Here is a 14,281-nt window from a genome sequence, read left to right as displayed (position 1 = left end):
ATGAAACACCTGCTTGCTGTCATCGGGCGCTGGAGCGCTACGCTGGTTGTATTCGCGATTGCTGTCGTCGCCGCGCTGTCCATCTGGAAGCGTTACGAAACACGCCCGTGGACGCGGGATGGACGGGTCCGCGCCGATGTGGTGCGCGTTGCGTCGGACATGGGGGGGCTGGTCACCCAGGTGCTGGTGCACGACAACCAGCGGGTCAGCGCCGGACAACTGCTGCTGGTGCTGGATCAGCCACGCCTGGCTGCCGCGCTTGAGAAGGCCGACGCAGCGGTCAGCAGCGCACGCGCGACGCTGGCGCTGGCCCGCCGCGAATCGACGCGGGACAACGCACTGGGCAACCTGGTCGCCTCGGAGACACGCGAACGCAATGCGGCCAAGGTCGACACCGAGCTGGCCGCCCTGGCGCAGGCACGGGCCGAACAGCGCGTTGCCCAGCTCAACGTGCAACGCACCGAGGTGCGCGCGAGCACCGACGGCATCGTCACCAACCTGGACCTGCATGCGGGCGATTACCTGCAACCGGGCGCGCAGGCGCTGGCGCTGATCGACACCGGCAGCCTGCGTATCGAGGGCTACTTCGAGGAAACCAAACTGGGCTGCATCACCGAGGGCGATGCCGCCGTGGCGCGGCTGATGGGCGACACCCGCGATGTCCGCGGACACGTGGAGACCATCGCCGCCGGCATTGCCGACGATCAGCGCTCCAGCACGCACAACCTGCTGCCTGCCGTAGCGCCGACCTATACCTGGGTGAGGCTGGCACAGCGCATCCCGGTACGCATCCGTATCGATGATGCGCCGCCGGATACGCGCCTGATCGTGGGTCGCACTGCGAGTGTGACCATCACGCCCTCGGCACCGGGAGCCTGCAAGTGAGCGTGCGGACAGTACGTGGTGGGCTGCTTGCCCTGTTGCTGCCCCTGACGGCCTGCGTATCCGGCCCCGACTATCACCTGCCTGCGAACGCCGTCGCAGCTTCACAACGGGCTGCGCGGGCGTTCGTCTCGGGCCAGGACCCGTCGCTCAGTCACGACGTGCCACCGGATCGGTGGTGGCACCTGTATGGCGACCCCCAGCTTGACGCCTACGTACGCGAAGCACTAGCGGCCAATACCGACCTGCGCGCCGCCGATGCCAACCTTCGGCGCGCCAGCGCCACCGTGCTGGAGTACCGCGCGCGCGGTGCCGCGCAAGCCGACGTGGATGCATCGGGCACGCTCACCCATGCCGGTGGCTACACCCAGGCATCGGCCGCGCCACAGTCGTATGCGCTCGGCCTTCACCTCTCCTATCCACTGGATCTTGCAGGCGGCATCCGCCGCGGCATCGAAGCCGCCAACGCGGACGCGGCGGCCGTCGCTGCGGCGCGGGACCAGGTCCGCGTGGTCGTCGCTGCGGCCGTCACCCGTGCCTATCTCCAGGTGTGCACCCGAAATCACACGCTCGCTGCAACCCGGCAGGTGCTGGCGGTGCAGCGCGCCACCCTGGACGCAACCCGACGCCTGGCTGCAGGCGGGCGCGGAACGGACTTCGATGTCAGCCGTGCCGGTGCCGCCATCAATCGCAGCGCGGCGGCGGTACCGCACCTGCTGGCGGAACGCCAGGCCGCACTGTTCGAGCTGGCCGCACTGATGGGCAGGGTCCCGGCAGACTATCCCAGGGAGGCCGAAGCCTGCCCCCAGCCCCCGGAGCTGGAGCAGGCGCTGTCGGTCGGTGATGGTTGGCAGCTGCTCCAACGACGCCCTGACATACGTGCCGCCGAGCGCAGCCTTGCCGCAGCCACGGCGATGATCGGCGTAGAGACCGCAGACCTTTATCCGCGGGTCACCTTGGGCGGTTCTCTGGGTACAGCGGGCACGCGGCGTCAGCTGCTTTCGGCCGACGGTTTCGGGGTGAGCGTCGGGCCACTGCTCTCATGGCACTGGCCCAACCGCCGCGTGGCCAAGGCCCGCATCGCGGCGGCCGGCGCCAATGCAGAGGCCACTCTTGCTTCTTTCGACGGCGTGGTGCTGCAGGCCCTGCGCCAGACCGAGACCGCGCTTTCTGCCTGCACGCAGGAGCTTGAACGCGAGCGCAGCCTGGCGCAGGCGCGTGGGGATGCAGAGCGGGCCGCCGGGCAGGCACAGCAACTGTACCGTTACGGCAGGATCGATTTCCTCGATGTGCTTTCGGCCCAGGCCGCGCTGGCAGATGCGGAGTCAGCGCTGGCCGCCTCGCGCGCGGAGCGGGTCGACCGTCAGATGGATGTGTTCCTGTCACTGGGGGGCGGTTGGGCTGCAGGGGCCATCGCCGTTGGTGCGGCCCGCTGACGTCGTCTTCGCAGCCGCAGCCGCTCCCCGATCTGTTCATGAAAGCCCTGTCCACACCCGTATTCATTCACACAGCCTGCCCTATATTCGCGCTCACAGCGCCGCATATCGCGGCCATGACGGAGGCATCCCGATGACATCCATACGTCTTCTTGCCATTGCCGTGGGCTCGGCCGCAGCACTCGCCGTAGCGCCCGCCTTTGCCGATCCGCCGCACCACGCCCGCGGCAACGGCCCGCCGCCGCATGCGGGCGGCCCGCATAACCGCGATGCGCCGCCGCCGGGCTGGCAGAAGAAGGCCTGGCGACGTGGCGAGCGCCTGCCGTGGGCCGAAGTGGACCGCCGCTACTGGGTAGACGATTACGCGCGCTATGACCTGCGCGAACCGGGCCGCGACCGGCGTTGGGTGCGCCAGTCCGACAACGAGTACCTGCTGGTGGAGATCGCCACCGGGCTGATCATCGACGCCCTGCATCGCTGAAGCGACCTGCAGCGTCCCCACACGCAGCGATTTACATCGGTGCAGACACCTTACGACCGGGGCCGCCCCGGTCGGCGGTGTCTGCGCCCACGGCGCCCCGCCCGCCTCCGCGGCCCGCCATGCAGGCCCTCCCGCAGCGCGATATACCCGCACATCAGCGCTGTGGCAAATAGCCCCATCGCCACCAGTATTTCGAATCCCCGATCACCAAAGAGCAGGCGGATGGAGGTCTCCAGTGAGCACAGCCTGCCGCAGCGCAGGCCGTGCTCGTTGAAGCCATGGATGAGCACCAGTACGCCCATCAGCCCGCACCACGCCATCAGGGCCAGGCTTGCGATGAAGATGAAAGGTCGATGGATACGCATGCGCTCGTCGCGGTCTTCTACGGTGATGTCCAGCGCGACGTTGCGAGCACGCGATCGGAAGCATCCAGCTCTACCGACCAGGCTTGGGTATCCAGGCGCAGCCGGTTCTCATACCACCATCGCTGCGCACAGCGACCACTGCATCCACGGCTGGCATAGCGGGTAAAGGGAGCACCGGCGTGCTCCACCACGTCAGGGTGCCCCAGCGCCCGCAGTACCTCGGCCCTGCTCGCCCCGACCGAGACCGAGGCAAGCGCGTGGGAATGCCACGCCGAGATCGCCGAGCAACCGGCCACGTACGCCACGAACAGCCCGACCAGCCCCCACATCAGTGTCCTCATTGACAGATCCCCTCCTGCGCACGCCCGCGCATCATCCGCGCAGACTCTCTTCGACGTCAAACCCCAACGACAAGCGGACCTGTTGCGGCTCCCGGCAACCGTGCTAGCGTGCGCCGACCGATGTTTCAGGACGAACGCAGGGACACCCGTCGATGGCAGACAAGCGCCGGAAGTGCAGGATCACGCAGGAGCTCGGTCTGTTCGGTGCGGGCCCAAGGGCAGCGCCATGCCGAATCCAATGACCGGCCCTACGGACTGGAACTGCGAGAGCGGCTCAAGCGCCTGGCGCCGGAAGATCTGGTCAGGCTGCTTCCCGGCGGGGACGACAACGATGATCAGCCCTGGAGCAATGATCCGGCGCGCCATCGTCGTGACGCTCTGCAGTGTGCTGTGCGCCTGCGGCCTGGTTATGGACAGTTCGTTCGACACTCTGCGCGAGGCGCTTGACTCCGACATGGTGAACAAGGGATGGATTCCCGGCTGGGTGCCCCACGAGGCGACCGACCTGCGCGAGGTGCACGACCTCGACTCGAACACCAGCGCGCTGGCCTTCACCAAGCCTCCTGCGATACCACTGCGGCTGCCTGCGGATTGCCAGGCAACGACATTCAGTCACAGCGATCCTGTTGCGTTCGATCGATACTGGTGGCCGGGCGACGGGACGCTCAAGTCGTCGTATCGCGTCTTTCGCTGCGCGCACGAATCCGGAAAATCAGTCTTCGTCGCCATCAACAGGACCGAAGACCACGTGCTCTTCTGGCGAACCTACGCGCGGTGATGCGCCCGCGCCACCCTATTCCTCCCCAGGACCCCATGATGCCCAACGCACGTGCACGCTTCGTCGCCCTCGCCCTGTTGCTCCCGGCGTGGCTGCCGGCCTACGCCACGCAGAATGCCCCCGCCGACGTCAAGGCGATCGAACAGGTGGTCGAAGCGTTCCGCACCTCGCTGATCAACAAGGACAAGCCGACCTACATGGGCCTGTTCTTCTCTGATAAACCGGAAGACATCGGCTGGCAGTTCGTTTCCGAGGATGTGCGCCTGCAGGACATCCGCAAGGCCAAGCCCGATGCGATCAAGGCACGGCAGATTCCCGCCAACAACTTCATCGCGCTGATCGACGGGGCGGTCGCCTCGCCGAAGCCGAAGGAGGAGAAGTTCTCCAACACGAAGATCGAAACGGACGGCGATGTGGCCTCGGTCTCGTTTGACTACAGCTTCCACGACGATGGGGTGAAGACCAACTGGGGCAAGGAAATGTGGCAGCTGGTCCGCACGGAGCAGGGCTGGAAGATCTTCTCGGTGATCTACTCGATCCGCGATTCACGCAGCCCGGGCGATTGAACGTCGCTTGACCGGGCCGAAGCCAGGCCGCGATCCATTCAGCAAGGGCATTGGCATTCGGCCATCGATCGGGCAGAGTTCGGCCACGCGCAAGGACGCATGCCATGACCCGCCTGCTGATCATCGAAGACAACCCCGAGCTGGTTGCCAACCTGTATGCCTTCTTTGAACCGCTCGGCTACGTGCTGGACGACGCGCGCGACGGCGCCAGTGGCCTGCGCCGGGCCACGCAGCACGACTACGACGCCATCCTGCTGGACCTGATGCTGCCGCGCCTGGACGGCATGACGCTGTGCCAGAAGCTGCGCCAGGAGTTCCAGAACCCGGTGCCGATCGTGATGCTGACCGCACGCGATCCGGTCGAAGACCGCGTGCAGGGCTTGGCCCTGGGCGCGGATGACTACCTGGTCAAACCGTTCTCGCTGACGGAACTGGATGCACGGATCAAGGCCCTCGTACGAAGGGCACAGGGGCGCCAGGTCCAGAGCGTGCTGGCGTGGAAGGACCTGCAGGTGGACACGCGCTCGCCACAGGCCTGGCGGCAAGGCCGCTGCATTGCGCTGACGCCCACGTCGCACAAGCTGCTGATGTGCCTGGTGCGTGCAGCTCCCGCCGTGGTGCGCAAGCAGGAGATGGAATATCTGGTCTGGGGCGACGAGCCACCGGACAGCGGCGCGCTGCGAACCCACATCCATGAGCTGCGCCTGCAGGTGGACCGCAGCTTCGACACCGCGCTGATCACCACGGTGCACAGCGTCGGCTGGCGCATGCAGGCGTGAGCCCTGCCTCCCTCTACCGCCGCCTGAGCCTGCGCACCCGCATCACGATCTCGTTCGTGCTGTTGATGGCCGGTGCCATGGGCTTCATCGTACTGGCCGAACAGGTCGACTACGACCAGGTCCGGGCTGCTGTCGTCGCACGGACCCAGCACGGCGAAGTGCAAAGGCTGCAGGCCGCGCTGGATCGTGGCCAACACCCCGCCCTGCCACCAGGGACCCAGCTGTTCGATGCCCAGGACGTGCCATTCGTACTGCGCCAGTACGGCCCGGGCTACCACGGCGAAGAGGCGCCCAACGAGTGGCACCTGCGTGTGTTCGACAGTCGTGGCCAACGTTACTACCTGCTGCAGGACGCTGCACCCTATGGCTATCTGGAACACCTGATCAATGCCTTTGCGGCACTGGTCATTTCGGTCTGCGTGCTCGGCGCCTTCCTCATCGGCCGCAAGGTCGCTACCCACGTCATCGCGCCCATCACACGATTGGCCGACGCGGTGCAGGACGGCCACAAGCCCTTTCCCTACCAGGACGCACGCGACGAGATCGGCGTGCTCGCGCGCGCCTTTGCCCGCCATAGTGACGAGCTCGAACGGTTCCTGCATCGCGAGCAGTGCTTCAGCGGCGATGCCAGCCACGAGCTGCGCACGCCCTTGGCCATCATCGGCGGTGCTGCCGAAACGCTGGCCTGCCAGCTTCCGGCCGACAGCCACCTGGTTCCCAGCGCGGCACGCATCCTGCGTACCACCCAGGAGATGCAGCGCCAGCTGACCTGCCTGCTGCTGCTCTCGCGCGCCCCCGGCGCCGTGCCGCGCAACGCGGTGGCCCTGCGTCCGCTGCTCGAATCCTGCATGGAACGCTGCCAGCCCTGGCTTTCCGGCAAGCCGGTGACCGTTGCGTTTGATGCCCGGCATGACGCCGTGCTGGTCACCAACGCGGATCTGGCGCACAGCATCATCTGGAATCTGCTGCGCAATGCCTGCCAGTACACCGAAAGCGGCGAAGTGCGGATCACCCTCCACGACACCGCACTCATCGTCGCTGACACCGGACCCGGCCTGCCGTCCAGCATCGACCCACGGCAGTTCCAGCGCTTCGTGGCCGGTGGCGCGCACAGCGGCGAGGGGCTGGGGTTGTCGATCGTGCAGCGCATCGTCGAGCACCTGGGCTGGACGATGACCGTGCAATCCTCCGGGCAGGGGTGCCGGTTCACCCTGCGCTGGCCCCGCCCCCCGCATCTGACGGATTCCTGACATCGGGCTGCACATGCTCCGGGCTGCTCCCCCGCTCTGGAGACGGCATGCAGCACCCCAAGGACAGCGGCAAGTACCCGCACGGCAAGACCGGATTGAGCCGCATCTTCCACACCCTCATCCATTCGCGCGATGGCTTCATCGCCACCTTTCGCGGCGAGGCGGCGTTCCGCCAGTTGTTGCTGCTGCACGCGCTGCTGATGGCGGCTGCGTTCGTGCTGGACATCAGCACGGTCGAGCGGGCACTGGTGCTGGCGGTCTGCTTCATCAGCCTGCTGGTGGAACTGCTCAACTCGGCGATTGAAGCCGTGGTTGATCGCATCTCGCTGGAGAAGCATCCGCTGTCCAAGAACGCCAAGGACATGGGCAGCGCCGCGCAGACCACCGCGTTGTTGATGGTGGGTGCGGTGTGGGGCGTGATCCTGCTGGGCTAGCCCGGCAATCCTGACAACTTCCTGATAAGGCCGTTTCGATACTGCGCGCACTCCTGTTCCGCGGAACCTGCTCGTGCGTCAATGCCTCCGTTTCCCGCGGTCCCATCCAATCGTTCTGGTCTGGGCCGCCGCACTGTTCTTCGCCACGATTGGAAACCTCGCCCTCTGGAAGACGCTGTGGGGGCTGATCGATCTCAACAGCCTGCGCAGCATGCTGTTCCTGGCCAGCCTGCCGCCGCTGCTGTTCTGCCTGTTCAACCTGCTGCTGACGCCACTGCTGGCACTGCCATTCCTGCGCAGGCCGCTGCTGGTGCTGCTCGTTGTCGTCAGCGCCGCGTGCAGCTACTTCATGCTGCACTACAACGTGCTGATCGATCGCAGCATGGTGCAGAACGTGTTCGAGACCAATCAGGCCGAACTGAACGCCTATCTGTCGCTGCCGCTGCTGCTCACGCTGCTGGCGCTGGGCGTGCTGCCCGCTGCCGGGCTCGCCCTGGTGCGCACCACCAGCGGGGCCGGTTCGATATGTTCCCTGCTGGTGTGGCCGGCCAACGTCCTGGCGTCGCTTGTGGTGCTGCTGGTGATCGGCTTTGCGTTCTACAAGGACTACTCCTCGCTGCTGCGCAACAACCGCTACATCCGCGACCAGGTACTGCCGTTGAACGTGGTGCTCCATACCCACGGCTACCTGAAGAGCCTCTACAGCACCCGCCAGCAACCGTTGCGCCCAATCGGCACGGACGCGCGGCGCGTTCCGGGCCCGCGCCCGAAGCTGGTGGTCATGGTCGTCGGCGAGACCGCGCGTTCACAGAACGTCCAGCTCAACGGCTACCCACGCGCGACCAATCCCCGGCTCTCGCGCAAGGATGGCGTCATCCGCTTCAGTGATGTTTCCTCATGCGGAACCGCAACGGCGATTTCGGTACCGTGCATGTTCTCGCAGATGACCCGCCAGCAATACGACGACGTCCGCGCGGCGACCGAGGAGAACGTGCTCGACATCCTGCAGCGTACCGGCGTCGGCGTGCTCTGGCGCAACAACAACAATGGCGGCTGCAAGGGCGTGTGCGAGCGCGTGCCGACCGAGGACATGCCCGCACTCAAGGTGGCCGGCCGGTGCGTCAACGCCGACGGCACCTGCTACGACGACGTGCTGCTGCATCAGCTCGGCGCACGCATCGACGCCATCCACGGCGATGCCCTGGTCGTGCTGCATCAACTCGGCAGCCATGGGCCGACCTACTTTGAACGGTATCCCGCAGCGTCGCGGGCCTTCAGCCCGACCTGCGACAGCAACCAGATCCAGCACTGCAGCAACGAGGCACTGGTCAACACCTATGACAACACCCTGGTGCATACCGACCAGGTGCTGGCGGAGACCATCGACCTGCTGCAGGGCTATTCGGACCACCGCGACGTTGCGCTGATCTATATCTCCGACCATGGTGAGTCGCTCGGCGAACGCGGCATGTACCTTCACGGCACGCCCTACTTCATCGCCCCGCGCGAACAGACCCAGGTGCCGATGGTGATGTGGTTCTCAACGGAGTTCAGCCGCAACGCGGGCCTGGACATGGCCTGCCTGCGTGGGAATGCGCTGCGCCGCGCCTACAGCCACGACAATGTCTTCCATTCCCTGCTGGGCCTGTTCGGTGTCAGCAGCAGCGTGTACCAGCGCGATCTGGATGTCTTCGCCGGCTGCCGGGCGACGACCGGCGCGCCGCTCGCCACCGCGCCGGCCAAGCGGCACCGGCTGATGCCGGTCACCGCCCGGAACGTGGCACGCTACTGTGCGGCCAGGGCGAAATCCAGGCCGGCGCATACCGCCGCCACCTGGGCGTCGTTGCATTCCTGCGGGTTGGTGCGCGGGCTGTCCGGGTAGACCTCGGTGGTGGTGGCAAAGCGTGCATCGGTGAAGCCGGCGCAGGCACCAATCGAACGCGATTCGCCCCAGACCACGCCCGGCGACTGCAACGGCAGGCCGACCAGGTTGCCCTCGGCGTCGGCCGGGGCGATATGGGTGACCGGGGCGACGGCGGCGATCAGGGCCTTCTGGAACTCGGCCTGCGGATCCTCGCTGTTGCCGATCACGTAGAAGCCGTCCGGAATCGTGTCGCGCTCGAACGGCTTGCCGTCGCGGGCGCAGCGGGCCGGATCGAACTCGTGCAGGTCGCTGTCGGTGGTCTCGTGCAGGTCCAGGTGCACCAGCAGGTTCGGCTTGCGCTCGGCCACCCAGCGCATCAGCGCGGCGGCTTCCTCGATCTGGCCGCCGTCACGGAAGCTGCGGTTCGGGTCGATGGCATCCGGGTTCCAGCGCTGGATGCGCTCGTAGCCCCATGGGCTGACGCACGGCGCCACGATCAGGTTCAGCCGGCCCAGGTACCGCTCGGCCTGCTGTTCCAGGAACTGCAGGGCGCCATGCACGCCACTGGTCTCATAGCCGTGCACGCCGCCGGTGATCAGCGCGGTCGGCAGCGCCGGGTTCCAGTCGTGGTTGACCACGGCGAACAGCGGGTAATGGTCCGGCGCGTAGTCCAGCTGACCGTACTGGATCACATCGAAGCTGTCGTCCAGGCGTTCAAGCGCGGCCACCACATCGTCGTGGTAGCTGCGCTGGCGCTGCTGGCGGGCCCGCCACTGTGCGCGTTCCGCGTCGCCCCAGGGCTGTCCGGGGGTGCCGATCGGGTAGAACTGCGCAACAGTCATTGGGGAACTCCAGGGGTCGAACGGATGGGTGCAGCCGGACATTCTAAGCCTTGTCGCGCCCGCGGGCCCCTCCCCCCGGCCCCGCCTTCATCCAGGCCGGGTCATCTGGTTGTAAAATCAACGGTTTTTGGCCCCTCACCCCTTGATGGCGAACGCAGCGCAGCCGGTCCTGGGTGGACCGGAGTTCCTCCGCCTGCTCGCCCGTCTCAGCGACGGCGCGATGCCGGCCACCAGTCCCGCCCTGACCGATCGCCTCGGCCAGTGGGTGGACTGGAGCCGCGCCGTGGCCCTGTCCGGGGCGCTCGGCGGACGTCTGCCCGAGCCCGGTGAAGCCGCCGAAGCGCTCGAGGATGTGCTGGCCGACTGCGCGCAGGCGCACGCCAGCCTGCTGGCCTCGATCAGTGAGGATGCCGAAGCCGAGCGCCTGCTGGACCTGGCCGAAGCCGCCGCTGTACCCAACTTCGCCTCGCTGCGCCAGCGCTATCGGGTGCTGCAGCAGGCCATCCAGACCGCCACCGGGCGCCTGCGCGGCCGACTGCGCGACCAGCTGGTGCAGGTTTCGCCCGAGCTGGCGCGGCTGGCCGAGGTCGATGCGGTGATGGAACAGACCCTTACCCCGCGCGAGCACAGCCTGCTGGCCACGGCGCCGGCGGTGCTCGGCGCCCGTTTTGAACGCGTGCACGGCCAGCCCGGCTGGCGCGCGGCCTTCCGCCATGACATGCGCACCCTGCTGCTCGCCGAGCTGCAGCTGCGCTTCCACCCGATCGAAGGGCTGCAAGACGCCCTGCGCTCCCACTGACCGGAACACCATGTCCAGAACTGCTTTCCATGTCGTTGTTTTCCTTGTCGGCCTGCTGGCCGTGTGCTGGATCGGCATTGGCTACGTTTCGGTGCATCCGCTGGGTGCAGCGGTGGCGGCGATCATCGCGGCCTGCTACATCGCCGGTGGCGTGGAGCTGTATCGCTACCGCCAGGCCAGCAACGGCCTGCGCAGCGCGCTGAACGACCTGTCCAGCGCGAAGGAAAGCCTCGCCGCCTGGCTGGAACGCGTGCCGCTGGGCCTGCGCAACGCCGTGCGCCTGCGCGTGGAAGGCGAGCGCACCGCCCTGCCCGCACCGGTACTGACCCCATACCTGGTTGGCCTGCTGGTGCTGCTGGGCATGCTCGGCACCCTGCTGGGAATGATGGACACGCTGCGTGGCACCGGCCTGGCGCTGCAGAGTGCGACCGACATGGCCGCGATCCGCGGCTCGCTGGCCTCGCCGGTGCAGGGCCTGGCGGTGGCATTCGGTACCTCGATCGCCGGTGTGGCCAGCTCGGCCATGCTCGGCCTGCTGGCGGCACTGCTGCGTCGTGACCGCCTGCAGGCCGTGCAGCAGCTGGACCGCGCCATTGCCGGCGACCTGCATCCGTACTCGCAGGCCTGGCAGCGCGCCGAATCGCTGCGCCTGCTGCAGGCACAGTCTGCGGCGCTGCCGGCGCTGGTCGACCGCCTGCAGGCGATGACCAGCACTTTTGAACAGCACAGTGCGGCCGCCAATGAGCGCCTGCTGGCCGGCCAGGCCGAGTTCCTGACCCAGAGCCAGGCCCTGCAGGAACGCCTGGCCGTCTCGCTGCAGCAGTCGCTGCGCGAAGGGGCCGAAGCCAGCGCCGCCGCCATCGGTGGTGCGCTGCAGCCGATGGCCGAAACCACCCTGGCTGGCCTGGCCCATCACGGCGAAGCACTGCATGCCCGCGTCGAGCAGGCCGTGCAGCAGCAGCTGGCCGGCCTGAGCGAGGGTTTCGAGCGCAGCCGCGTCGCCACCGAGGCCAGCTGGGCCAGGGTGGTGAGCGAGCAGACCCAGGCACAACAGGCGCTGGTCAGTGATCTGCGCCAGCACCTGCAGGCCTTCAGCGATGGCCAGGCCACGCATGCCGAAGCGCTGGTCACACGTATCGGCGAGCGCCTGCAGGCCGATGCACAGGACAATGCGGAGGCCTTGCGTGCTGCCGCCGAACAGCAGCAGGCACTGAACAGCGCGCTGGTCGAACGCCAGCAGCAGGCGTTGCTGGCCTCCAGCGAGCATCTGGACGCGCGCGCGCAAGCGCTGCTACAGGCGCTGGAGCAGCACCACAGCACCAGCCAGGCGCTGCTGCAGGACCACGAACTGCAGCGTTCCCAGCAGTGGCAGGCCGCGCAGGCCGCTGCCGCGGCCGCGCACGCCGAACTGCAGGCTGGCCTGGACAGCCGCGAGCAGCAGCGCCAAGCGCGCTGGGACGCGATCAGCGCCGAGCTGCAGCAGGCCCACGCCGCGCTGCAGGCGCAGCTGCAGGCCGGCGACGAACAGCGCCTGCAGCGCTGGAGCGAAGCCTTGCAGCACGTTTCCAGCGACCTGACCGAGCGCCTGCAGGCCAACGGCGAACACCTGGCCGCGCAGCAGCAGCAGGTCTGCGACACCCTGGCGGCCACCGCACAGCAGATCGGCGAGAACGGTCGCGCGCAGGCCAGCGCCACGCTGGCTGAAGTGTCTACCCTGCTGCAGACCGCCGCGGCCGCGCCGAAGGCTGCTGCCGACGTCATCAACGAGCTGCGCAGCACGCTGTCCGAGAGCCTGGTGCGTGACAACGCGATGCTGGAAGAGCGCGGCCGCCTGCTGGCCACCGTGCAGACCCTGCTGGATGCGATCAATCACGCTTCGCACGAGCAGCGCACCGCTGTGGACGCACTGGTCGGTGGCTCGGCCGAGCTGCTGGAGCGCGTTGGCAATCGCTTCACCGACCATATCGCCGCAGAGACCGGCAAGCTGGATGGCATTGCCGCAGCGCTCAACGGCAGCGCTGCCGAAGTGGGCCAGCTGGCCGGCACGTTCGGCGAAGCGGTCGCGCAGTTCGGCAGTGCCGCCACCGAGTTGTCCGGCCGCCTGGAACAGATCGGCGGCGCACTGGATGCCTCGCTGGCCCGCAGCGACGAGCAGCTGGCCTACTACGTAGCCCAGGCGCGCGAGGTGGTCGACCTCAGCCTGCTGTCGCAGAAGCAGGTGATGGAAGAACTGCAGCAGCTGGCCGCGCGCCGCGGCAAGGCCGGCAGCGCATGAGCGACGAGCTGGAGGTCGACGGCGGTTCGCATGCCCCGATCTGGGCCGCCTTCGGCGACCTGATGTCGGTGCTGCTGGGCGCGTTCGTGCTGATACTGGTCGGTGTGGTCGCCGTGCAGCTGGAGCTGTCACAGCGACTGGACCAGGAAGTGAAACAGCGCCAGGCCGAAGCCAAGCGCCTGCAGACGCTGGAGCAAGCGTTGGCCGGACCGCTGGCGGCCGGCCGCGTGACGCTGGTGGATGGCCGCATCGGCATCAGCGGCAGCGTGCTGTTCGCGCTGAACTCCGACCAGCTGCAGCCGGAAGGCCAGGAGCTGCTGCGCAGCCTGGCCGCACCGCTGGCCGCCTACCTGGGCAGCCGCGAAGAGATCCTGATGGTCAGCGGCTTCACCGATGACGCGCCGGTGCGCGAAGGCAACCGGCGTTTCGCCGACAACTGGGAGCTGTCGGCGCAGCGCTCGCTGACCGTGACCCGCACCCTGATCGCCGATGGCGTACCGGCGGACGCCGTGTTCGCCGCCGCGTTCGGCAGCGAGCAGCCGGTCAGTTCCAATGCCGATGAGGAAGGCCGCGCACGCAACCGTCGCGTAGAGATCGCGCCGATTCCCAAGCCCAAGGCCCCGGATGCCAAGTAAGCCGCCAGCGCTCGAAGGCCTGCGCGCACTGGTGCGCGACCTTGATGCAGGGTCGCGCTCGCTGCCGCATTACCCGCAGGTGCCGATGCTGCAGCAGGTGCAGCGCGAGTGGTCGGAGCTGCGCAGCGAACTGCAGGTGCGTCGCTCCCTGCGCACAGAGGCCCCGGCTGACGGCGGCCCGCTGAACTCGGCGGTGCTGGTGCAGCGCATGCTGGACACGATGCAGGCCACCAGCCCCGGCTACCTGCGCCACTTCATCGACTACGTGGACACCTTGTCCTGGCTGCAGGCACTGCAGGATGGCGCCGCCAGCGGTGCGGATAGCGCAAAGCCGAAGCGCACGCGCAAGCCGCGCCAAACGCCGAAGGAGTAGCGCCGGCCGCTGGGCGGCAATTGATTGATGGCCGCAGGTCCATGGGGTTGCCGGCCAGCGGTCGGCACTACCATCGTGGGTGCTCTGTGCGCGGAACACGATTTGCGCTGCGCTTCGGTTCTGCCGTGGTACTGCCGGCCGCTGGCCGGCATCAGACCGGACCGAACACGGCCGAAGCGCA

Annotated in this window: 16 protein-coding genes; 13 read left to right on the top strand and 3 right to left on the bottom strand. The window is 67.6% G+C overall.

The window, feature by feature from the left end; translation table 11 throughout:
• The 3 genes from J3A72_RS11935 to J3A72_RS11925 all read left to right on the top strand — a co-directional run bounded on the left by J3A72_RS11935 (position 1) and on the right by J3A72_RS11925 (position 2,799).
• Entirely contained in the window at positions 1-885 is an 885-nt protein-coding gene (locus tag J3A72_RS11935; protein WP_014647402.1) for a biotin/lipoyl-binding protein, read from the top strand.
• Positions 882-2,318 (top strand): efflux transporter outer membrane subunit, encoded by a 1,437-nt coding sequence (locus J3A72_RS11930; RefSeq protein WP_075075743.1) that lies wholly within the window; start codon positions 882-884, stop codon positions 2,316-2,318. The genes J3A72_RS11935 and J3A72_RS11930 overlap by 4 nt, the downstream gene beginning before the upstream one ends.
• Positions 2,319-2,451: 133 nt before the next feature.
• Entirely contained in the window at positions 2,452-2,799 is a 348-nt protein-coding gene (locus J3A72_RS11925) for an RcnB family protein (RefSeq protein WP_019337825.1), read from the top strand.
• 50 nt (positions 2,800-2,849) lie between these two features.
• Here J3A72_RS11925 and J3A72_RS11920 read toward each other — a convergent pair whose 3' ends face one another.
• Complete coding sequence (locus J3A72_RS11920; RefSeq protein WP_049439423.1) at positions 2,850-3,164, bottom strand: hypothetical protein; 315 nt, start codon at positions 3,162-3,164, stop codon at positions 2,850-2,852.
• Between the two features lie 17 nt (positions 3,165-3,181).
• Positions 3,182-3,505 (bottom strand): hypothetical protein, encoded by a 324-nt coding sequence (locus J3A72_RS11915; protein ID WP_026347011.1) that lies wholly within the window; start codon positions 3,503-3,505, stop codon positions 3,182-3,184.
• Positions 3,506-3,836: 331 nt separating this feature from the next.
• Between J3A72_RS11915 and J3A72_RS11910 the strand changes: the two genes are divergently transcribed.
• The 6 genes from J3A72_RS11910 to J3A72_RS11885 all read left to right on the top strand — a co-directional run bounded on the left by J3A72_RS11910 (position 3,837) and on the right by J3A72_RS11885 (position 9,194).
• Positions 3,837-4,283, top strand: a complete 447-nt coding sequence (locus tag J3A72_RS11910; protein WP_075075781.1) for a hypothetical protein — start codon at positions 3,837-3,839, stop codon at positions 4,281-4,283.
• Between the two features lie 35 nt (positions 4,284-4,318).
• The gene (locus J3A72_RS11905; protein WP_014647406.1) at positions 4,319-4,849 is read left to right on the top strand and encodes a nuclear transport factor 2 family protein; all 531 of its coding nucleotides are present in this window, start codon (positions 4,319-4,321) and stop codon (positions 4,847-4,849) included.
• 104 nt (positions 4,850-4,953) lie between these two features.
• Complete coding sequence (locus tag J3A72_RS11900; RefSeq protein WP_209572022.1) at positions 4,954-5,628, top strand: response regulator transcription factor; 675 nt, start codon at positions 4,954-4,956, stop codon at positions 5,626-5,628.
• A complete protein-coding gene (locus J3A72_RS11895) occupies positions 5,625-6,878 on the top strand; it encodes a HAMP domain-containing sensor histidine kinase (protein ID WP_075075742.1) in 1,254 nt (417 codons plus the stop codon). Before J3A72_RS11900 ends, J3A72_RS11895 begins: the two co-directional genes overlap by 4 nt.
• Positions 6,879-6,925: 47 nt before the next feature.
• A complete protein-coding gene (locus J3A72_RS11890; RefSeq protein ID WP_014647409.1) occupies positions 6,926-7,312 on the top strand; it encodes a diacylglycerol kinase in 387 nt (128 codons plus the stop codon).
• A 73-nt stretch (positions 7,313-7,385) separates the two neighbouring features.
• Positions 7,386-9,194: a phosphoethanolamine--lipid A transferase gene (locus J3A72_RS11885; RefSeq protein ID WP_075075741.1), complete on the top strand. Its 1,809-nt coding sequence runs from the start codon at positions 7,386-7,388 to the stop codon at positions 9,192-9,194.
• Here the strand turns inward: J3A72_RS11885 and J3A72_RS11880 are convergent.
• A complete protein-coding gene (locus tag J3A72_RS11880; RefSeq protein ID WP_032962492.1) occupies positions 9,098-10,018 on the bottom strand; it encodes a M14 family metallocarboxypeptidase in 921 nt (306 codons plus the stop codon). The genes J3A72_RS11885 and J3A72_RS11880 overlap by 97 nt on opposite strands.
• 145 nt (positions 10,019-10,163) lie before the next feature.
• Here J3A72_RS11880 and J3A72_RS11875 point away from each other — a divergent pair, with 145 nt between their 5' ends.
• From J3A72_RS11875 to J3A72_RS11860, 4 genes are read left to right on the top strand one after another with little or no spacing between them, the layout of a single operon-like run.
• Positions 10,164-10,817, top strand: a complete 654-nt coding sequence (locus J3A72_RS11875) for a DUF3348 family protein (protein WP_014647411.1) — start codon at positions 10,164-10,166, stop codon at positions 10,815-10,817.
• A gap of 10 nt (positions 10,818-10,827) precedes the next feature.
• Entirely contained in the window at positions 10,828-13,092 is a 2,265-nt protein-coding gene (locus J3A72_RS11870) for a DUF802 domain-containing protein (RefSeq protein WP_075077150.1), read from the top strand.
• Positions 13,089-13,727 (top strand): OmpA family protein, encoded by a 639-nt coding sequence (locus J3A72_RS11865; RefSeq protein WP_014647413.1) that lies wholly within the window; start codon positions 13,089-13,091, stop codon positions 13,725-13,727. Before J3A72_RS11870 ends, J3A72_RS11865 begins: the two co-directional genes overlap by 4 nt.
• Positions 13,717-14,100, top strand: a complete 384-nt coding sequence (locus J3A72_RS11860) for a DUF2894 domain-containing protein (RefSeq protein WP_049407312.1) — start codon at positions 13,717-13,719, stop codon at positions 14,098-14,100. Before J3A72_RS11865 ends, J3A72_RS11860 begins: the two co-directional genes overlap by 11 nt.
• The last annotated feature ends 181 nt before the right edge of the window (positions 14,101-14,281 follow it).

Origin of the sequence: Stenotrophomonas sp. PvP093, from assembly GCF_017876915.1 — a bacterium.
Classification (GTDB): Bacteria; Pseudomonadota; Gammaproteobacteria; order Xanthomonadales; family Xanthomonadaceae; genus Stenotrophomonas; species Stenotrophomonas muris.
This window is presented reverse-complemented; position numbering and strand designations above follow the sequence as displayed.

Bases quoted from the DNA above. Each gene is read 5' to 3' on its own strand.
- J3A72_RS11905 (WP_014647406.1), top strand. From the start codon at position 4,319: ATGATGCCCAACGCACGTGCACGCTTCGTCGCCCTCGCCCTGTTGCTC.
- J3A72_RS11880 (WP_032962492.1), bottom strand. From the start codon at position 10,018: ATGACTGTTGCGCAGTTCTACCCGATCGGCACCCCCGGACAGCCCTGG.
- J3A72_RS11875 (WP_014647411.1), top strand. From the start codon at position 10,164: ATGGCGAACGCAGCGCAGCCGGTCCTGGGTGGACCGGAGTTCCTCCGC.
- J3A72_RS11860 (WP_049407312.1), top strand. From the start codon at position 13,717: ATGCCAAGTAAGCCGCCAGCGCTCGAAGGCCTGCGCGCACTGGTGCGC.
- J3A72_RS11925 (WP_019337825.1), top strand. From the start codon at position 2,452: ATGACATCCATACGTCTTCTTGCCATTGCCGTGGGCTCGGCCGCAGCA.
- J3A72_RS11920 (WP_049439423.1), bottom strand. From the start codon at position 3,164: ATGCGTATCCATCGACCTTTCATCTTCATCGCAAGCCTGGCCCTGATG.
- J3A72_RS11865 (WP_014647413.1), top strand. From the start codon at position 13,089: ATGAGCGACGAGCTGGAGGTCGACGGCGGTTCGCATGCCCCGATCTGG.
- J3A72_RS11870 (WP_075077150.1), top strand. From the start codon at position 10,828: ATGTCCAGAACTGCTTTCCATGTCGTTGTTTTCCTTGTCGGCCTGCTG.
- J3A72_RS11915 (WP_026347011.1), bottom strand. From the start codon at position 3,505: ATGAGGACACTGATGTGGGGGCTGGTCGGGCTGTTCGTGGCGTACGTG.
- J3A72_RS11910 (WP_075075781.1), top strand. From the start codon at position 3,837: ATGATCAGCCCTGGAGCAATGATCCGGCGCGCCATCGTCGTGACGCTC.
- J3A72_RS11900 (WP_209572022.1), top strand. From the start codon at position 4,954: ATGACCCGCCTGCTGATCATCGAAGACAACCCCGAGCTGGTTGCCAAC.
- J3A72_RS11890 (WP_014647409.1), top strand. From the start codon at position 6,926: ATGCAGCACCCCAAGGACAGCGGCAAGTACCCGCACGGCAAGACCGGA.
- J3A72_RS11935 (WP_014647402.1), top strand. From the start codon at position 1: ATGAAACACCTGCTTGCTGTCATCGGGCGCTGGAGCGCTACGCTGGTT.